The sequence below is a fragment of the Bacillus cereus group sp. MYBK101-2 genome (assembly GCF_051918845.1).
In the GTDB taxonomy this organism is placed as follows: Bacteria; Bacillota; Bacilli; order Bacillales; family Bacillaceae_G; genus Bacillus_A; species Bacillus_A paranthracis.
Genome location: NZ_JBQAIE010000001.1, coordinates 78,230 through 98,283, shown reverse-complemented (window position 1 = coordinate 98,283; position 20,054 = coordinate 78,230). Strand labels below are relative to the sequence as shown.

Below are 20,054 nucleotides of genomic sequence, written 5' to 3'. Positions count from 1 at the left end.
TATATTCTTAATGTAAATCACGATATACGCCAATTACTTTACCGATAACTGACACTTGCTTTAAAATGATAGGTTCTAATGAAGAGTTTTCCGGTTGTAGACGGAAATGGTCTTTTTCTTTATAGAAACGTTTAACAGTTGCTTCATTATCTTCTGTTAAAGCGACTACAATTTCACCATTATATGCAGACTGTTGTTGGCGAACAACAACTAAATCTCCATCGAAAATACCAGCTTCAATCATACTATCTCCAGAAATACGTAACATAAACACTTGATCTGCTCCTGCGACAATGCTAGCTGGAAGAGGGAAGTGTTCCTCAACGCTTTCGACTGCTGTAATTGGTAATCCAGCAGTAACTTTCCCGACAATTGGAACTTGAATAACAGATTGTGTTTCTGTATCCATTCGGTCTTCACCTAAAATTTCAATTGCACGTGGTTTTGTTGGATCGCGTCGAATGTATCCTTTTTCTTCTAATCTTGATAAATGTCCGTGCACTGTAGAACTAGAAGCGAGGCCGACTGCTTGACCAATTTCACGTACGGAAGGTGGATATCCTTTTTCTTGTACTTTTAGCTTAATAAAGTCGAGAATGTCTTGCTGGCGTTTCGTTAACTTTTCCATGTTTTCTAACACCTCGTTTTCTTTCATTTTCTTATTAATAAGTATAACATGTGAAAAAACATTCTACAAACATAAGTTCGAACAAAAGACGAATTTATGTTACACTAAAGGGAAATTATAGTGAGAAAGAGGGGTTCATAATGAATGCAATTATTTATGCGCGTGTGAGTACAACAAAAGAAGCACAAGAAACATCATTATTACGTCAAAAAGATGAATTATTGCATTTAGCGGAGCGCTATCAAATGAATGTTACTAAGGTGATTGAGGAACAGGCTAGTGGCTATACAATTGAACGTGACGGCATATTAGAAGTGCTAGATACAATTCGAGACGAACAAATTGATGTGCTACTTATACAAGATGAAACGCGCCTTGGTAGGGGTAATGCAAAGATTGCGTTAATGCACTGTTTACATAAAGAAGGAATAAAAGTATATACACATACACATAATGGTGAATTGCAATTGTCGGATTCTGATTCAATGGTATTAGATATTATTGGTATTGTTGAAGAGTATCAAAGAAAGATTCATAATTTAAAAATTAAACGTGGTATGCAACGAGCAGTAGAAAAAGGCTATCGTCCAGAAAATAATTTAAAGAATCGTCATTTAAGTGTAGGACGAGAGAAGAAAGAAGTGCCAATTGAGGAAATTGTACGTTTGCGCAAGAGTGAACTTACTTTCGAAGAAATTGCAGCAACACTACGTGGCTTTGGTCATAATGTCTCAAAAGCGACGGTACATCGTAGATATGTAGAGTATACAAAGCAATTGCTTGATAAAGAAGAGTAACTATTGTATGATAATAATCAGTTTTGAGTAGAAGGGGGATTCGAGATGCTTAGTCACGAACTCGTTGAACGCATTAACTTCTTAGCGAAAAAAGCAAAAGCTGAAGGTTTAACTGAAGAAGAACAACGTGAGCGTCAATCGCTACGTGAACAATATTTAAAAGGATTTCGTCAAAATATGTTAAACGAACTAAAAGGAATTAAAGTCGTTAACGAACAAGGTACTGATGTTACACCGGCGAAATTAAAAGCTTTAAAAAAGCAAGATAATGCAAAATTAAACTAAAAGATGGGCGAAGCCCATCTTTTTTATTTATTTAATAACTTTCCAGTTGTTATTAACGGTTGCTTCTATCTTTTTATGTTTCAATATATAGTTAGCAATAAGTTCAGACATATTTGTTGGTATGTCTTTTATTACGGGCTTATTTTGAAACATAAAGAAGTTCCCTCCGCCGCTTGCGCGATAATTATTCATAACGACGTCATATTCTTCGTTCATATTAAGGGGAGTGCCTTTATGTTGTAAAGATTCTACTCTTTCGCCAATTGGTTTTGAAATGTTTAATACGTACGAAATTCCTTCCCACATATCGTAATTATAGTGTTGCGGTTTTGGTTCTATGTAGCTAGGGTTTACGATGATGGTTCCATCGTCTTTTAATGTGAAATAAGAAGCAGAGAGTTCAAGGGCATCTTTTATATCTGCTCCAGTTATTCTAATTACTTGTAATGTATTGGGATAAATATAATTAGAAACGATGTCACGCATTGTTACATATGTCGGGAAACCTGGAGATGTATTATGGAATAAGCTTGTACAAGAAATAGAAACATTAGCTATATCCATCTGTATTTTATTTATGAATTCAATAAAAGGATGGTCTTGCAAACGAGTTTGCATAGCATCTGAAATTTGCATGTCACCGTGGATGGTTCCAATAGGTTGATCAAGCCATTTTTGTGTTTTCTCTTCATAATCGGTTACCAAGTAAAGAACATCTGGATCTGTCTCGATTTCTTGCACAGTCAATAGTTCTGAATAACTCTCTTTTTTTACCCACTCTTGTTTCATTTTTTCAAATGTTACAGTTACTTTTCCAACTGAATGTCCATTACATCCAGTCTGTAAAATTGTTACATCATTACCCACTGTTTGAGCAATTTTTCGGTGCTGATGGCCTGTTAATAAAATATCTATGCCCTCAATTTCATGACACATAGCATACCCTTGGTTTTCGCCTGTTAAAACTTCAGTCGGTTCTCCAGTTTGTAAATCGCGTTCAAATCCCCCATGATACGCTACGACTAGTAAATCTGGTTTCTCATGTTCGTGAATGTAAGAAACCCAATTTTTTGTTGTTTCTAACGCATCTTCAAATTGCAAGTCTTTAATGTGATGGGGTTGTTCCCAATTTGGAATATAATGCGTTGTCACCCCTAAAATAGCAATTTTTATATTTGCTTCAATATGTTTTATTATATATGGTTTCCCGAAATAAGGTTTTTTACTGCTTTTGTCTAAAATATTTGCTGATAAATATGGGGAGTTTGCAGTAGAAATAGCATTGTTTAATACATCCATTCCATAATTAAATTCATGGTTTCCAATCACTGCAGCGTCATAACGTAAATAGTTTGCTATTAATGACATTGGGTTTTTCTTATCTTTTTCATATGTAGCGTAATGGTAAGTAAATGGTGTTCCTTGTATGAAGTCACCGTTATCAATTAAAAGAACGTTTTTATTTTGGGACCGTTCTTTTTTTATAAGAGTAGAAATCTTAGCTAAACCAATTTCTGCTGGAGAGTTATCTTGGTAGTGAATTGGATAAACAGTACCATGTATATCACTTGTTAATAGGATGTTTAAAGTTACAATTTGATTTTGATTCAATATCATTCACCTTTTCTATTATTATCTACCGATTAAGCATATCAAATATATGGAGAGAATTTTAATGTGAGTGTATAGAATGTGTAAAGATTCTGTAAATAATCAATTATTTGTAAAAATGTGTGATATATTTCTTCATGTTTATGAAAGGTTATTTTATAACAATGAAAAATGGAGGCATTAACATGTTGAAAAAAGTTTTTGCAATGAGCACAACAGTTGTATTAGCAGCGGGTTTGTTAAGTGGCTGTGGAACGAAGGAATCAAGCGCAAGTAAAAATGCAGATACGAAAAAAGGGTATGTACCGAAGACTTTAAATGTTCAATTTGTTCCTTCTCAAAATGCAGATACGTTAGAGGCGAAGGCAAAACCACTTGAGAAGCTATTAAGTGATAAGTTAAATATTCCAGTAAAAGTTAGTATTTCGACGAATTACAATACAATTGTAGAAGCGATGGCATCTAAGCAAGTAGATGTAGGATTTTTACCTCCAACAGCGTATGTGCTAGCACATGAGAAAAAAGCTGCAAACGTAATTTTACAAGCACAACGTTTTGGAGTAGATGATGAAACTGGAGCTCCTACAAAAGATTTAGTAGACTTCTATAAATCTGAGTTTGTTGTTAAGAAAGATTCAAATATTAATAGTGTAAAAGATTTAAAAGGTAAAAAAATTGGCTATCAAGATGTAACTTCATCAGCGGGATATGTGTGGCCTGCGGCTGTACTATTAAAAGAGGGCGTTGATCCGTTAAAAGATGTGAAACCTGTTACATTAAAAGGTCACGATCAGTCGCTTATTGCTCTTTTAAATGGTGATGTAGATGCAGCTGTTGTATTCCAAGATGCTCGTAATATTGTAAAAAAAGATTATCCGAATATATTCGATCAAACGAAAATAGTGAAATTTACGGAGAAAATTCCAAACGATACGATTTCGGTACGTTCTGATTTAGATGAAGAGTGGAGCAAGAAATTACAGGATGCTTTCATTGAAATTGGAAAGAATGAGGAAGGTCACAAAATCATTAAAGAAGTATATTCACATGAAGGATATGTTAAATCTGATGATAGTAAATTTGATATCGTTCGTGAATATGGGAAGAAAGTAAAAACGCAATAATACATATGGAAATGGCAGCTAACTGGAAAGGTATGTTTTCAGTTAGTTTGCCGTTTTGAATTCATAGAAGGTAGGTAAGATGTGTGATAGAGTTTCGAAATGTTTCCAAAGTGTATCCAAATGGTACAAAAGGATTGAATGATATAAATTTGAAAATTCAAAAAGGTGAGTTTGTTGTAATGGTAGGGCTGTCCGGAGCTGGAAAGTCTACACTTTTAAGATCGGTAAATCGTCTTCATGAGATTACAGAAGGTGAAATCATGATTGAAGGTGAGTCTATTACTGCTGCAAAAGGAAAAGGATTACGCCGCATGCGCCGGGATATTGGTATGATTTTTCAAAGTTTTAATCTTGTAAAGCGATCAACGGTATTAAAGAACGTATTAGCTGGCCGTGTCGGGTATCATTCGACATTACGTACAACGTTAGGTCTATTTCCGAAAGAAGATTTGGAGCTTGCCTTTCAATCGTTAAAAAGAGTAAATATTTTAGAAAAAGCATATGCGCGGGCTGATGAATTATCAGGAGGACAACAACAACGTGTATCAATTGCTAGAGCATTGGCGCAAGAAGCAAAAATCATATTGGCAGATGAACCTGTTGCGTCGTTAGATCCGCTAACAACAAAGCAAGTATTAGATGATTTGAAAAAAATTAATGAAGATTTTGGAATTACAACAATTGTAAACTTACATTCTATTGATTTAGCTAGACAATATGCGACACGCATTATTGGATTACATGCAGGCGAAATTGTTTTTGATGGCCTAGTAGAAGAGGCAACGGATGAAAAATTTGCTGAAATTTATGGTGACGTAGCGCAGAAAAGCGAATTGTTAGAGGTGGCAGTTAAATGAATGACGTGACGATATATTCGAAATCGATACCGAAGCCGCCGAGTAAGTTAAAACATATGTTAACGGCTGTTCTAGTCATTTTACTGTTGTGGGGAAGTAGTATACAGGTCGACGCATCATTTTCAAAACTAGTAGTTGGTTTTCCTAATATGATGGATTTGCTAAAAGAGATGGTGCCACCAGATTGGAGTTATTTTCAAGTTATTACAACAGCAATGTTAGATACAATACGTATGGCGATTATTGGGACGACTTTAGGTGCGATTTTAGCTATTCCACTGGCACTATTTGCGGCAAATAATGTGTTTACTAGTGCATTTTTGTACAGTCCAGCTCGATTGATTTTAAATTTTATCCGAACGATACCAGATTTATTATTAGCGGCGATTTTTGTAGCTATTTTTGGAATAGGACCACTTCCAGGTATTTTGGCTCTTACTTTTTTCTCAATTGGGCTCGTGGCTAAATTGTTGTATGAGTCAATTGAATCGATTGATCCAGGTCCATTAGAAGCGATGACAGCAGTAGGAGCAAATAAAGTGCAATGGATTATTTATGGGGTAATTCCGCAAGTGAAAGCGCATTTTGTCTCCTATGTTCTTTATACATTTGAGGTAAACGTACGTGCAGCAGCTGTTTTAGGTTTAGTAGGGGCAGGTGGTATTGGGTTATATTATGATCGTACACTTGGATTTTTACAATATGAACAAACTGCATCTATTATTATTTATACCCTTGTTGTTGTATTGTTAATTGATTATGTAAGTACATTGTTGCGGGAGAAATTATAATGAGTAAAACGACGTTAATCGTACCAAAACCGAAGAAACCGAGTATGTATCGCTGGATTATTTTCATAGCACTTACATTTGTTTATGTATGGGCTTTTTCGGGAGTACCGCTAGAGGGAATCAAAGATACGGCGGGAGAAATTACAAAAGCAATTATGACAGGTGTATTGAATCCAGATTGGTCGTATGTATCTTTGTCAGATGGTGAAGATTTATTACATGGTTTAATTGATACGTTGGCAATTGCGATATTAGGTACATTTATTTCTGCCTTTTTATCTGTTCCATTCGCTTTTTGGGCGGCGACGAATATGAGTAGTGGAAAATTAACTTCGGGAACTGGGAAATTTGTACTTAGTTTTGTCCGTACATTTCCTGAATTAGTTATGGCCCTTCTATTTATAAAAGCTGTTGGACCAGGTTCTTTTGCCGGCGTTCTAGCTTTAGGGTTACACTCTATTGGAATGTTAGGGAAATTATATTCAGAAGGAATTGAAAATATAGATAAAGGACCGACGGAAGCGTTAATAGCAACAGGTGCGAATCGCTTTCAAATACTTTGGTATGCAGTATTGCCGCAAGTATTACCAGATTTTCTATCGTATACGTTATACAGGTTCGAAATTAATGTGCGATCCGCTGCCATTTTAGGTGTTATTGGAGCAGGTGGAATTGGCACACCTCTAATTTTTGCACTGAGTTCACGCAATTGGTCTCGCGTGGGAATTATTTTATTGGGCATCATTTTAATGGTCATTATCATTGATTTTATTTCAAGTTCGATTCGGAAACGGATTGTTTAACTGATTTGAAAAGCATCGAATTTAGATGCTTTTTTGTATTTTTAAAGCGGATTGAAAAAGTTAGTATAGAAGAATTTTGTATATCTGTATAAATATACAGATAATTCTCTCTCTTTTTAAAATAAAAATAATGAAAAAGTATGTCATATTGAATGCCCATACATTCCCGGAAACATTGATTTTTTTATAAAAAATCAAAAAAACATCAACATATTTGTCGATACATGTTGTATAATCTTGCGTGGGAAGCTATCATATAAATGTATAAAACGTTTACTAATATAAGCGAAGGGAAGAATAGCATGTCACATTCAATCGAACAACTTTCTATCAACACGATTCGCACATTATCCATCGATGCGATTGAAAAAGCAAACTCTGGTCACCCAGGAATGCCAATGGGTGCAGCACCAATGGCTTATACATTATGGACTCAATTTATGAAACACAATCCAAATAACCCAACGTGGTTTAACCGTGATCGTTTCGTATTATCTGCAGGTCATGGTTCAATGTTATTATACAGCCTACTTCACCTATCTGGTTATGATGTAACAATGGATGACTTAAAGAACTTCCGTCAATGGGGAAGCAAAACTCCAGGACATCCTGAGTACGGTCATACAGCTGGTGTAGATGCAACGACTGGTCCACTTGGACAAGGTATTGCAACTGCTGTAGGTATGGCAATGGCAGAAAGACATTTAGCTGCTAAATATAACCGTGATACGTATAATGTAGTAGACCATTATACATACGCTATTTGTGGTGATGGAGATTTAATGGAAGGCGTTTCTGCTGAAGCATCTTCATTAGCTGCTCATTTACAATTAGGTCGTCTTGTTGTGCTTTACGATTCAAACGATATTTCATTAGATGGCGATTTAAATCGTTCATTCTCTGAAAGTGTAGAAGATCGTTACAAAGCATACGGATGGCAAGTAATCCGTGTTGAGGATGGAAACGATATTGAAGCAATCGCGAAAGCAATTGAAGAAGCGAAAGCTGACGAAAAACGCCCAACGCTAATTGAAGTAAGAACGACAATTGGTTTCGGTTCTCCAAACAAATCAGGAAAATCAGCTTCACATGGTTCTCCACTTGGTGTAGAAGAAACAAAATTAACGAAAGAAGCATATGCTTGGACTGCTGAGCAAGACTTCCATGTAGCAGAAGAAGTATACGACAACTTCCGTAAAACAGTACAAGATGTTGGTGAAACTGCGCAAGCAGAGTGGAACACGATGCTAGGTGAATATGCACAAGCATACCCAGAATTAGCAAACGAATTCCAAGCAGCAATGAACGGTCAACTTCCAGAAGGTTGGGAGCAAAACTTACCAACTTATGAATTAGGATCAAAAGCAGCAACTCGTAATTCTTCTGGTGCTGTAATTAATGCAATTGCAGAATCTGTACCATCATTCTTCGGTGGGTCAGCTGACCTTGCTGGTTCTAACAAAACATACATGAATAACGAAAAAGACTTTACAAGAGATGATTACAGCGGTAAGAACATTTGGTACGGTGTACGTGAGTTCGCAATGGGTGCAGCAATGAACGGTATTGCACTACATGGTGGTTTAAAAACTTACGGTGGTACGTTCTTCGTATTCTCTGACTACTTACGTCCAGCAATTCGTCTTGCAGCATTAATGCAATTGCCGGTAACGTATGTATTCACACACGACAGTATCGCTGTTGGTGAAGATGGTCCAACACATGAACCAATCGAGCAATTAGCGGCGCTACGTGCAATGCCAAATGTATCTGTTATTCGTCCAGCTGACGGTAACGAGTCTGTTGCGGCTTGGAGACTAGCTCTAGAATCTACAAATAAACCAACTGCTTTAGTATTAACTCGTCAAGACCTTCCAACATTAGAAGGTGCAAAAGACGATACGTATGAAAAAGTAGCAAAAGGTGCATATGTAGTTTCTGCAAGCAAGAAAGAAACAGCTGATGTAATCTTACTTGCAACTGGATCAGAAGTAAGTCTAGCTGTTGAAGCTCAAAAAGCATTAGCAGTAGACGGTGTTGACGCATCTGTTGTCAGCATGCCATCTATGGATCGCTTTGAAGCTCAAACTGCTGAGTACAAAGAATCTGTATTACCAAAAGCAGTAACAAAACGTTTCGCAATCGAAATGGGTGCTACATTCGGATGGCACCGTTACGTAGGTCTTGAAGGAGATGTGTTAGGTATCGATACATTCGGTGCTTCTGCTCCTGGTGAGAAGATTATGGAAGAGTATGGATTTACTGTAGAGAACGTTGTTCGTAAAGTAAAAGAAATGCTTTAATGATTTTAGAAAAATCTCTCCGGCATGGAGAGGTTTTTCTATGTAAATGAGTTTTTTCGACAGAAAAAGTTTTTTCTCTCTCCGCAGTCAGACAATCATTGCAAAATTTCTTCTATATAATGAAGAGAAAAGGTTGTCCAGATTGGGAGGCGAAAGATGAAAACGTATGAATTGTATTTAATTCAAGAGGATATTGCGAAAGCTTACTTTGGTCGTGAATATTTGTTTTTTGATTTATTTGCTCGATTTTCAGAATCTGGGTCCCTTTCGGAGAAAAAAGTGCTATATAAACAAATGATGTATATAACGATGCCATTACAAGTAATGAAAATTCATCATAAATTAGAACAAGCTTTGCGCGTTCTTGGTAAATATGATCGAACACATCATACACATACACTTTATACAGGGGCAGAATATGGCGAAATAATGGTGAAACCACACTATATTCGCATGAATACCTCTGGAAATGTTTCTATGGAAACGACTTTCTTTGAGGTGCTTCGGAAGTGTGAATTAACATTTTTAGCTATGGATTATGAAAATACAAAGTACGGATGGCTGAATCCTCTAAAACAAGTACGAACATATGTGTAAAAAATGTCGAATTGTATCTTGTCTTATTGAAAAGGTTTTAGTACACTGTAAGGTAGACAACATGAAGGAGGAAAATATATGCCAATTTGGTTAGGTATTCTAGTGGGCGTAGTAGCACTAGTAGCAGGCGTGGCGTTAGGATTTTTCATTGCCCGCAAATACATGATGAATTACTTACAAAAAAATCCACCAATTAACGAACAAATGTTAAAAATGATGATGATGCAAATGGGACAAAAACCTTCCCAAAAGAAAATCAATCAAATGATGAGCGCGATGAACAAGCAACAAATGAAATAAGCGCTAAAAGACACTCGCTAAGAGTGTCTTTTCTTTTTGATATGGACAGAGTTTAAAACTTTTAAAAATTCTGTATTTTTGGTAAACTGAAAACATCGCTCATTTTAAGGGAGGAGGAAAAAAATGAAAGTGTTTATGAATTTAGCGTGGTTTTTTAAACAAGAAAAACGAGCGTACATAACTGGAATTATTTTGTTGTTTGGCGTTGCACTTTTAGAACTTGTAGCACCAAAAGTAATTGGAATCGTTGTAGATGAAATTAATGATGGAACATTGACGACCGATAAGTTACTAAAATGGGTTGTACTATTAGTAATTGTAGGTATTACGATGTACATATTACGTTACGTGTGGCGCATTATGATTTTTGGGTCTTCATTAAAGTTAGCTCGCCAATTACGGAAAAATTTGTATGAACATTTTACAAAGATGAGTCCATCTTTCTATCAGTCAAATCGCACAGGTGATTTAATGGCGCACGCGACCAATGATATTCAAGCAATTCAGCAAACTGCTGGGGCGGGTGTTTTAACACTTGTTGATTCATTAGCTGTTGGAGGATGTGTACTCGTAGCAATGGGTTTTACAATTAGTTGGAAGTTAACATTGTTAAGCTTAATTCCAATGCCGATTGTAGCAATATCGACAAATTATTACGGCACTTTATTACATAAAAGGTTTCATAAAGCGCAGCAATCGTTTTCGGAAATCAATGATAAAGTGCAAGAGAGTATGAGTGGGATGAAGGTAATTCGATCGCTTGGACAAGAAAAAGAAGATTTGCAAGCGTTCCGAAAAAAATCAGAAGATGTCGTACATAAAAATATGTTAGTTGCACGTATTGATTCGTTATTTGATCCAACAATCGCTCTTATCGTAGGATTTTCATTTTTAATCGCAGTATGTTACGGGTCAGTATTAGTTGTGAGAGGTGAATTAACAGTAGGTGATCTCGTTACATTTACGACGTATTTAGGTACCCTCGTTTGGCCGATGTTAGCGTTTGGATGGCTGTTTAATATTATGGAGCGTGGGCGTGCTTCGTATGACCGTGTAGAAAAAATTCTCTCACAAAAATCAGATGTAGTAAATAGAGAAAATGCTGTGCATACAGTAGCGAGCGGTGATGTTTCATTTGCGGTCGATTCGTTTTCGTATAAGAAAAATGAACTGTTACATTTAACAGATATTCACTTTGATTTGAAGAAGGGGGAAACTTTAGGGGTCGTGGGACGTACAGGTGCAGGGAAAACGACTTTATTAAAATGTTTAATCCGTGAGTATGATCATTTTAATGGTGAATTAAAAGTTGGAGAGCGGGATATTAGAGATGTAACACTTTACGGTGTCCGTTCTGCTATTTCATATGTGCCGCAAGATCATTTTTTATTTTCAGCGAGTATTGGGGAGAATATTGCCTTTGGAAAGGCGGATGCTACATATAATGAAATTACCCGTGCTGCAGAGATTGCTTGTATTCACAATGACATCCTTCAATTTTCAGAAGGATATGAAACAGTAGTTGGGGAAAGAGGTGTTTCTTTATCTGGAGGTCAAAAACAGAGAATTTCTATTGCGCGTGCTTTATTAACGGATGCTGAAATTTTAATTTTAGATGATTGTTTATCAGCAGTAGATGCAAAAACAGAAGAAACGATTTTAAATGCTTTAAAGAGGGAGAGAGCAGGGAAAACGACAATTATTACTGCCCATCGTTTAAGTGCAATTCAGCATGCCAATCTTATTCTTGTTGTGGATGAAGGTAAAATTGTACAACGAGGTACACATGAACAACTAATGAAAGAACATGGTTGGTATAAAGAAATGTATGAGAGCCAGCAGTTAGAAGCATTAGTCGAGAAAGGAGGCGTATGATGGCTGAGAAAAAACAGAGCGATTTAAGAAGATTACTGTCTTATATGAGGCCATATAAAGGACTGTTAGCATTAGCATTTTTATTTCTAGTTGGTGCAACTGTAACAGAAATGATGGGTCCTTTTTTAATTAAACAATTTCTTGATGAACACTTAGTACCACGTAACTTTGATCAATCAGCACTTGTTACTCTATTTGTAGTGTATATTGTTGCTCACTTATTAAAAGTATTATTTACTTATTTAGACTTGTTATATTTTCAAAATATCGCTTTTAAAATTGTTCAAGATATGCGTGTTGAAGTATATGAGCATGTTCAAAAGTTGTCATTAAGTTTCTTTGATCGTACGCCGATTGGTACGCTCGTATCGCGCATAACGAATGATACAGAAGCAATTAAAGATTTTTATGTCAGTGTATTATCAACATTTGTTAAAAATATCGTATTTTTAGTAGGGATTTTAGTAGCGATGTTTTTATTAAATGTAAAATTAGCGCTATTTTCTCTCGTATTAATTCCGATCATGTTTGCGATTATGGTGCTATATCGTCGGAAAAGTGCAGCTTTTTATTTAGAAGTCCGTAATCAATTAAGTGTGTTAAATGCAAAGTTAAACGAGTCCATTCAAGGGATGAATATTGTTCAAGTGTTCAGACAAGAAAAGCGTATGAGAAAAGAATTTGAAGAAGTGAATAATAAACATTATAGTGCAGGGCGACGTACATTAAAGTTAGATGCATTGCTTTTACGTCCAGCAACTGATTTAGTTCATATTGTAGCTATTGCGTTAGTACTTGGTTTATTTGGAATTGATGCTTTGAAGAGTCCTGTTGAAGTAGGCGTTTTATATGCGTTTGTTAACTATATCCATCGTTTCTTCCAGCCTGTAAATGAGATGATGATGAAATTATCATTTTTCCAACAGGCACTGGTTTCATCATCACGTGTATTTCATTTAATGGATGAGAAAGATTTAGCGCCAGTTCAAAAAGGGGATGGAAATCCTCAAGTTATTAATGGAGATATTGAATTTAAAAATGTTACTTTTTCGTACGATGGAAAACGTGATGTTTTAAAAAATGTATCTTTTCACGTGAAACAAGGGCAAACGGTTGCTTTCGTTGGGCACACTGGCAGCGGAAAGAGTACTATTATGAATTTATTACTGAGATTCTATAATATTAAGTCCGGAAATATTGTAATAGATGGTGTAGAGTTAGAGAAATTTGAAGAACAAGAAATTAGAAAGAAAATAGGACTTGTATTGCAAGATGCATTTTTATTTGCGGGAAATGTAAAACAAAATATTCGTATGTATAATGAAGAAATTACGGATGAAGAAGTAAAAGAAGCGGCACAATTTGTGCAAGCGAATACGTTTATTGAAAAATTACCAGAGCAGTATGAAACGGAAGTAGTAGAAAGAGGAGCTGCATTTTCTAGTGGTCAACGACAATTAATTGCTTTCGCTAGAACGATAGCGACGAATCCGAAAGTGTTAGTATTAGATGAAGCAACAGCAAATATTGATACAGAAACTGAAGATGCAATCCAAACAGCGTTACAGCAAATGCGAAAAGGACGGACTACGATAGCGATTGCACACAGATTATCTACCATACAAGATGCAGATCAAATTTTTGTTATGCACGATGGAGAGATAGTAGAAAGAGGGACACATCAAGAATTACTGAGTGAACAAGGATTGTATTATAATATGTATTTACTACAAAATAAAGGAAGTTTACAAAAGGCCTTGTAATTACAAGGCTTTTTTACTTTGTTTATAAAATATGTTTGCTCTTTATGTCTATAGTATAAACGTCGTCACAGCAGCGGTTTCATTAGAAGCTTTGCAAGGAAATGGAACAAATGGTGGTGGAAATGTTTCCCGGCCCAGTACTGCTACTGCAGTCTATGGTGTTACTGTAATTAATGGCGATAATGTAAATTTACGGGGTAGACCATCTTTACAGTCAAATGTAATCCGTCAGCTAAATAGAGGAGAATCATATGAAGTTTTGGACGAACAAGATAGTTGGATTGCTTTAGGTGGAAGCGAATGGATATACTATGATCCGAGTTATATTCAGTATGGTGTACAATAAAATGAACGTAAAAGGTATCTCGCTTGAGATGCCTTTTATTATAAATATGTAATTTTTACAAAGTGTATATTAAAAGCATAGTATAATATAATGGATGTTTATAAAAATAATTGAAAATGCAATAAAGGAGAAAAAATATGAATTATGTGCTAATAGGTGTAATTTTATTATTATTAGCTGCAGTATTCGTGCTGTTTTATAAAAATAAACAGCTAGAATCAGAGAGTCAGCAAGCGGAATTTGAAAAAAAACAAGCAATTGAAACGTACGAAAATGAAATTGCAGCTACGGTTACAGAACATAAAGAGCAGCAAAATACATTAAAAAATATGGAACAGAAAAAATACAATGATTTACAAATAAGTGCAGCGAGAGAACTTGAAAATATGCGTATGATGAAAAATCAATTAGCTGTGCAACATAGTAAAGAACGCAGTGAAATGCAAGAAAAACATAGTAACGAAATACATATGTTTCAAAAGTTAATTGCAGATTTGCGAGAGTATACGAAAAATGGAGCCGAAGTGAGTACACACGAAACATTACAGTATATGAAGCGTGGCTTCGTAGAGCAAGGCATAATACTAGATAATGAATTTCATATTATGCCGAATGTTTTTATGAGGAATCAGCATGGAAGAAATGATTTTCGAATTCATCATCTTGTTTTAAGTAAAACGGGTATGTATGTACTTGAAACGAAAGAATGGACAGGGAAATTAATTCATGGCTTAACGAAAGAAAATGCTAGTACATATTCATTTATGATTGATGAAATTGGCAAGTATCAACAAGAGATAGAGAAAGAAGAGACGTTTGAATATATTACAGGTGAAGATTCATTAACGATACAAGTGAAAAATGAAGGGAATCCAGTATATAGAGCGAAGAAACTATCTCATATTCTATACAATTGTTTGAAAGAAATGCAAGTTGATATTGTAAAGGAAAACATAAATCCGATTGTATATTTTTATAATGAGAATGGGAAAGAAGTGTTAGATCTTTCTGAAGAAAAAACGCCGAGATTAAAAGATAGAGAGCAACTTGTATCGTTTTTCAGAAATGAATTCTTAACGGGGAAAATAATATATACAGGTCAAGAGTTAGAAAAACTTCGAGAAACCATTAATCGAATGAATTATATAATGAATTAAAAAGAGGTGGGCTTTCTGAGTGCTATATTAAGGGGTATTTTGTATGTTTATATTTGTTTGTATATACTCATGTATCTTGCTTTTATGTTTATTATTGGTATGGCTCATACGTCATTAAGTGTAACGAGCATTTTTATAATAGTCATGCCATTTGTTTTATTAGTTATGATTCAAAAGTCGATCTTATATGTGGCTAAAAATCGTAATGAAGAAAAGAAGCAAATGTCGGGAGTATTAATAGTAGCACTTATTCCGTTAGTAGTATGTACTGCACAATTAAGTATGAATACGTACACTTCCAAGTTTAACCAAGATCGGTGGTTACATGCTGAAGATAAACGGGTACATATGGTAGATGATCTATTGCAAAAATATAAATTAACAGGAAAATCAAATGAAGAAATTACACAATTATTAGGAACGCCTACTGAAACGAGAAATGGAGAAAACGGGGTTATCACTTCGTACTATCTTGGAACTGAACGTGGCTTTATTCCCATAGATAGTGAACATCTTGTTTTACAATTTGATAGAGATGGTAAAGTTGTGGAATATAAGGTGCATACCGATTAAAGAACCGTTGAGAGAAGCTATATATTATAGCTTCTTTTTTATATTCCAATATAGTAAATGTAGGCAAATAGTAGTCATTCCTATCTATACGAATTGGAATGAGTCTGTTATATTGTAAATGGTTATGTTGCTTAATAGTTTAGTAGATAATCTATATTTTGGTTGAGGAGGGGAATTTTAACACGAATTTAATGATATGCGTGTTAAGTAGTATGATGAAAAAAGGATTTTATAATGTTTTAGCTGCATCAATTGTATTTAGTATGGTAACGATTCCAAATTATTCCTATGCTAATGAGCTTGGAAAAACTGTTACAGTTTCATCTGATGAACAAGCTTTAAAAAGTATTGAAAACCATATGAAAGATGAAGATGGTCGAGGGGAAGATAAAGGAGTAAGAAGTGAAGTGCAAGGTGAGTTTCTTGTACATATAGTGAAAGAAGTACTTTTATACGATTCTAGTAATTTCCAAAAAGAGACAGGGATTCGTATTTCGAATCAAGTTGTAAAAGCTGAGAAGAGAAAAGGAAACGCTTACTATGTTCAAACTTCATCGGGAACGGGATGGATACAAAATAGTGATGGAAATGTAGAGGTTAAAGAAATTCACCCGTTATTAAGTGAAAAGTTAGTTATTAATGAAGGAAGCTCTACTTACTCTGAACCATTTACTTCATACAAAGAAGAAAATGTACTGGAGCCGCAAACTATTCAAGCAATTGGACAGGCGGGAGAATGGTTCCAAGTAAAAATAAATAATGAGATGAAATGGATTCATTCACCTTCAGCAAAATTTGAAGGAACAAAAGCTTCACTTATACAAGATGCAGCACCAACACGTACAAAACGTGCAGCAGCTATGTATGCTGCGCCAATAGAAGAGAAAACAACGGATATTTATGGTGTACCTTTAAAAGAAATGATTGTACCAAAAGGAAATGAAAATATTCGTCCAGGTTATGCGATGAACCCGAAGTATATTACGATTCATGAGACCGATAATTATAGTGTTGGGGCAAATGCTAGAAACCATGCGATATATTTATATAACCAAGCAACGGGAACGGAAGATCGTTCAGCGTCGTGGCACTTTACGGTAGACGATAAAGAGATTTATCAACACCTGCCATTAAACGAAAATGCTTGGCATGCAGGAGATGGAGCAGAAGGAACTGGGAATCGAGAATCAATTGCGATTGAAATTGCTGTAAACGAAGATGGTGATTATAATAAAGCTGTTGAAAATGCTCGTAAACTAGCAGCTTATTTAATGGGGGAATTAAATATTCCTTTAGAAAATGTGAAAAAACATCAATTTTGGAGTGGGAAGATTTGTCCAGCCATTATGATTAAAAATAATGGGTGGGAACCATTCTTACAAGGAACAAAAGTTTATTATGATGCGAACCATAAAGATGATATAACGGGTGGTTGGTATGAAGCAGACATTCGTGAATTAGATAAGCGCGGTATTATGGTTGGAGATGGAAAAGGTTCTTATTGGCCAGAGCGCCTTGTGACACGTGGTGAATTTGCAAATTTAATATCAAGATCATTGCAGCTACCTGAAGGATCATCGAATTTTAATGACTTAAATACAGCACATCCATCGCTAATAGATGGTATTAATCGTGCAGCAAGTGCTGGGATAATAAGTGGTAGAGGAAATGGTATATTTGCTCCAAACGATACGATTAAACGAGATGAAGCTGTTATCATGATTGACCGTGCACTGCAATATAAAAAAATTAAAGGTAACTTAGTCTCGTTACCATTTTCAGATCAAGATTTAGCATATGATAAACAAGCTGTACAACGTGTTTATGGATTAGGTATTGTAAAAGGAAATGAAAATAATGAATTTATGCCGAAAGGTTCTGCAACGCGTGGAGAATCGGCAGCATTTATTAATAGAATGTTAAAAGTAATAGAAAGTAAATAATGAAAAAGCACTCGCTTTTGCGAGTGCTTTTTTATTTTTCAATATGTTATGGAAGGGAGCGGAGGTTTTTGAGTGGAATAAGGAATGAAAGCGGAGGTGATGCATATATATAGATGCGTTGGATTGTTTTTAACGAGCTATTTGCGAGCAGCCTGATTGAAAATCCATACTGGTTAAAGTTTTACTTTATCATATTGTATAAATGAAAAGGAGGTAAGACGGTGAAAGCTATACCGACTGATGTCCTGAGTAAAGAATTGATGGAAAGAGAAGGCGTTATATCTATTACAGTAAAGGAATTTGAAAAAATCGAAGTAGCTGGAGTAGTAGTCGCTGGCCCCGCGGTTATTTTGATTAATCAAGATTAAGTACATAGTATTGAAATAAAAAGTATCCTAGATGGATGCTTTTTATTTGTGTAGAAGAAAGAATATGGTGGATAATTGCCTTACTGGAGGGAGAGTATGTGGCAATTATTATAACGATGTTAGTAATGGGGATTTTATTAGGGTTTGTTGGAGCTGGGGGAGCCGGGTTTATTATCGCGATACTCACTTTAGTATTCCATATTCCTATTCACGTTGCACTTGCAACGTCTTTAACTGCTATGGCATTTACGACATTATCTGGGGTTATAAGTCATTATCGTGAAGGAAATGTAGTACTTACTATAGGCGGGATTGTTGGGGGATGTGGAGCGCTTGGTTCTTATATCGGTTCAAAAATTGGTTCACTTATACCAGGACATCTTCTTCATTGGTTTACAGCTGGGATGTTATTTTTATCTGCAATTTTTATGTTTATTAAATTAATTAAGTTTCAAAATAGGGAAGAGTTACTTTTAGCAGAGATTAAAGATTTTTCGAAAGAGAACATAATGAAATGTATATGTCTTGGATTAGTCACTGGAATGATGGCTGGTTCATTTGGGATTGGTTCTGCACCATTTATTCAACTTGGATTAATGGGTCTATTAGGATTGACGATTCAGCAATCTGTAGGAACAACAATGCTTGTTATATTGCCCATTGCGATTGGGGGTGGGTTAGGGTATAGTTCAGAAGGGTATCTAGATTATATATTATTATTGCAAGTATTAATTGGGACGATGCTAGGAGCTTATATCGGTGCGAAGTTTACAAATTATGCACCACGTATGCTTTTGAAGTTTTCAATGATTATGACACCAGTTTTCGCTGGATGTATGTTATTAATGGGATAAAAATAATATAGCAAACTAATATGTTTTACGAATGAATTATGTAAGTAATTCATATTTCCCATATAAAAGGATTTGCTTTAATATAATGAGTGTAAAGTTCGAGTATTCGAAGTACTACTTGAATTATATCCCTATCCCTTTTCTAAAAATGCGAACAAGTTTTGCCCTATTCTATTCAATATTTAATTGTATAGAAATATATTGTTCGATGACCATTATGGAACGTACATAATGGGAAAATCCCGATCCTTAAAGAGGATGCCCCTAATCTTCATGTGAAAATATGATCGGATATGAAAGCTGACCAATTTATGGTCAGCTTTCTTTTTGTTCAAAAACTATTTCTTCTTTAATTTCAGTTTGTAATAATAAAGCTTTTCCGAAACGACGTTTACATTCTGCACGCACTTTTTCAATGGCTAGTAGCTGAGTAGTAGCAGGAACTGTGACGATAGCTTGGCGAGGTTTTCGATTTTCTTCACAAAAGACACATTCCACAACATATTTAAAAATCATGCTTTCATCCTTCCGTTTTTAATTTCTAAGAAGGAACTGCCTATGAAGTTGATGTGAATTTTCGTCATTGTTTTCCTTTTTTCCTCTTTTTTCAAGGAGAAAATAAAAAAGGAGACGAATAGTAGTAGGGGAGGGATGTATATGGAAAGATGGATAGGTTGTGCAGCAGTATGTGTAAATGAAAGAAATGAGGTTTTAATGGTATTGCAAGGACAAAAAGGTGAAGAAAAAAGGTGGTCCGTCCCAAGTGGAGGACTTGAAAAAGGAGAAACACTAGAGGAATGTTGTATCCGAGAAGTTTGGGAAGAAACAGGTTACAATGTGGAAGTTGTAAGTAAAATATACGAAAAAGAAGGGATTACATATGGGGTTCCTGTATACGTTCATTATTATGTCGTAAAAAAAATAGGCGGTAGTATGAAAATCCAAGATCCTGATGAGTTAATACATGAAATTGCTTGGAAGAGGATAGATGAAATGAAGGAATTAACGTTATCTTTCCCGGAGGATTATGAGATTTTAAACAAATACATAAATAAAAAAGCGAGTGTGTAAACACTTGC

General features: G+C 35.3%; 20 protein-coding genes and 1 pseudogene. 18 read left to right on the top strand and 3 right to left on the bottom strand.

All coding sequences use genetic code 11. From position 1 onward, the window contains the following. Positions 1 to 7: 7 nt before the first annotated feature. On the bottom strand, positions 8 to 628 hold the full coding sequence (gene lexA, locus ACTFSI_RS00480) for a transcriptional repressor LexA (protein ID WP_000413738.1): 621 nt from the start codon (positions 626 to 628) through the stop codon (positions 8 to 10). Between the two features lie 140 nt (positions 629 to 768). Between lexA and ACTFSI_RS00475 the strand changes: the two genes are divergently transcribed. Both ACTFSI_RS00475 and ACTFSI_RS00470 read left to right on the top strand, forming a co-directional pair. Further along, positions 769 to 1,425 (top strand): YneB family resolvase-like protein, encoded by a 657-nt coding sequence (locus ACTFSI_RS00475; protein ID WP_000991471.1) that lies wholly within the window; start codon positions 769 to 771, stop codon positions 1,423 to 1,425. A gap of 45 nt (positions 1,426 to 1,470) precedes the next feature. Then, entirely contained in the window at positions 1,471 to 1,710 is a 240-nt protein-coding gene (locus ACTFSI_RS00470) for a DUF896 domain-containing protein (RefSeq protein ID WP_000948565.1), read from the top strand. Between the two features lie 27 nt (positions 1,711 to 1,737). On the opposite strand, the gene ACTFSI_RS00465 is transcribed toward ACTFSI_RS00470, so the two are convergent. Next, positions 1,738 to 3,321: a bifunctional metallophosphatase/5'-nucleotidase gene (locus ACTFSI_RS00465; RefSeq protein ID WP_440045190.1), complete on the bottom strand. Its 1,584-nt coding sequence runs from the start codon at positions 3,319 to 3,321 to the stop codon at positions 1,738 to 1,740. Between the two features lie 185 nt (positions 3,322 to 3,506). On the opposite strand from ACTFSI_RS00465, the gene ACTFSI_RS00460 reads away from it, so the two are divergent. The 15 genes and pseudogenes from ACTFSI_RS00460 (at position 3,507) to ACTFSI_RS00390 (ending at position 18,975) form a co-directional block, all read left to right on the top strand. Further along, positions 3,507 to 4,445, top strand: coding sequence for a phosphate/phosphite/phosphonate ABC transporter substrate-binding protein (locus tag ACTFSI_RS00460; RefSeq protein ID WP_000915049.1), 939 nt, complete (start codon positions 3,507 to 3,509; stop codon positions 4,443 to 4,445). A gap of 83 nt (positions 4,446 to 4,528) precedes the next feature. Then, entirely contained in the window at positions 4,529 to 5,302 is a 774-nt protein-coding gene (gene phnC, locus ACTFSI_RS00455; protein ID WP_044793451.1) for a phosphonate ABC transporter ATP-binding protein, read from the top strand. After that, positions 5,299 to 6,093 carry a phosphonate ABC transporter, permease protein PhnE gene (gene phnE / locus ACTFSI_RS00450; RefSeq protein WP_044793450.1) on the top strand — a complete coding sequence of 265 codons (795 nt, stop codon included), beginning with the start codon at positions 5,299 to 5,301 and terminating at the stop codon, positions 6,091 to 6,093. The genes phnC and phnE (ACTFSI_RS00450) overlap by 4 nt, the downstream gene beginning before the upstream one ends. Further along, positions 6,093 to 6,896 (top strand): phosphonate ABC transporter, permease protein PhnE, encoded by an 804-nt coding sequence (gene phnE / locus ACTFSI_RS00445; RefSeq protein ID WP_044793449.1) that lies wholly within the window; start codon positions 6,093 to 6,095, stop codon positions 6,894 to 6,896. Before phnE (ACTFSI_RS00450) ends, phnE (ACTFSI_RS00445) begins: the two co-directional genes overlap by 1 nt. Positions 6,897 to 7,198: 302 nt before the next feature. Next, positions 7,199 to 9,199: a transketolase gene (tkt, locus tag ACTFSI_RS00440; protein ID WP_000019784.1), complete on the top strand. Its 2,001-nt coding sequence runs from the start codon at positions 7,199 to 7,201 to the stop codon at positions 9,197 to 9,199. 156 nt (positions 9,200 to 9,355) lie between these two features. Continuing rightward, complete coding sequence (gene sirA, locus ACTFSI_RS00435; RefSeq protein ID WP_000860645.1) at positions 9,356 to 9,796, top strand: sporulation inhibitor of replication protein SirA; 441 nt, start codon at positions 9,356 to 9,358, stop codon at positions 9,794 to 9,796. 78 nt (positions 9,797 to 9,874) lie between these two features. Then, positions 9,875 to 10,096, top strand: a complete 222-nt coding sequence (locus ACTFSI_RS00430) for a YneF family protein (protein ID WP_001123317.1) — start codon at positions 9,875 to 9,877, stop codon at positions 10,094 to 10,096. 123 nt (positions 10,097 to 10,219) lie between these two features. Next, positions 10,220 to 11,971: an ABC transporter ATP-binding protein gene (locus tag ACTFSI_RS00425; protein ID WP_000862463.1), complete on the top strand. Its 1,752-nt coding sequence runs from the start codon at positions 10,220 to 10,222 to the stop codon at positions 11,969 to 11,971. Further along, complete coding sequence (locus ACTFSI_RS00420; RefSeq protein ID WP_000818391.1) at positions 11,971 to 13,734, top strand: ABC transporter ATP-binding protein; 1,764 nt, start codon at positions 11,971 to 11,973, stop codon at positions 13,732 to 13,734. The genes ACTFSI_RS00425 and ACTFSI_RS00420 overlap by 1 nt, the downstream gene beginning before the upstream one ends. Before the next feature lie 64 nt (positions 13,735 to 13,798). Next, positions 13,799 to 14,068 (top strand): annotated as a pseudogene (locus ACTFSI_RS00415) (SH3 domain-containing protein); the annotation flags it as partial. A gap of 149 nt (positions 14,069 to 14,217) precedes the next feature. After that, the gene (locus ACTFSI_RS00410) at positions 14,218 to 15,237 is read left to right on the top strand and encodes a nuclease-related domain-containing protein (protein ID WP_001110285.1); all 1,020 of its coding nucleotides are present in this window, start codon (positions 14,218 to 14,220) and stop codon (positions 15,235 to 15,237) included. A 6-nt stretch (positions 15,238 to 15,243) separates the two neighbouring features. Then, positions 15,244 to 15,810 carry a hypothetical protein gene (locus tag ACTFSI_RS00405; RefSeq protein ID WP_014481737.1) on the top strand — a complete coding sequence of 189 codons (567 nt, stop codon included), beginning with the start codon at positions 15,244 to 15,246 and terminating at the stop codon, positions 15,808 to 15,810. Between the two features lie 215 nt (positions 15,811 to 16,025). Then, on the top strand, positions 16,026 to 17,753 hold the full coding sequence (locus ACTFSI_RS00400) for an S-layer homology domain-containing protein (RefSeq protein WP_440045255.1): 1,728 nt from the start codon (positions 16,026 to 16,028) through the stop codon (positions 17,751 to 17,753). A gap of 221 nt (positions 17,754 to 17,974) precedes the next feature. Next, entirely contained in the window at positions 17,975 to 18,121 is a 147-nt protein-coding gene (locus ACTFSI_RS00395) for a BC1881 family protein (RefSeq protein ID WP_000644411.1), read from the top strand. A gap of 98 nt (positions 18,122 to 18,219) precedes the next feature. Further along, positions 18,220 to 18,975, top strand: a complete 756-nt coding sequence (locus tag ACTFSI_RS00390) for a sulfite exporter TauE/SafE family protein (protein ID WP_000974646.1) — start codon at positions 18,220 to 18,222, stop codon at positions 18,973 to 18,975. A 315-nt stretch (positions 18,976 to 19,290) separates the two neighbouring features. Here the strand turns inward: ACTFSI_RS00390 and ACTFSI_RS00385 are convergent, their stop codons facing one another. Then, a complete protein-coding gene (locus ACTFSI_RS00385; protein WP_000576449.1) occupies positions 19,291 to 19,491 on the bottom strand; it encodes a DUF3903 domain-containing protein in 201 nt (66 codons plus the stop codon). 141 nt (positions 19,492 to 19,632) lie between these two features. Here ACTFSI_RS00385 and ACTFSI_RS00380 point away from each other — a divergent pair, with 141 nt between their 5' ends. After that, complete coding sequence (locus tag ACTFSI_RS00380) at positions 19,633 to 20,046, top strand: NUDIX hydrolase (protein WP_000442971.1); 414 nt, start codon at positions 19,633 to 19,635, stop codon at positions 20,044 to 20,046. Positions 20,047 to 20,054 lie beyond the last annotated feature (8 nt).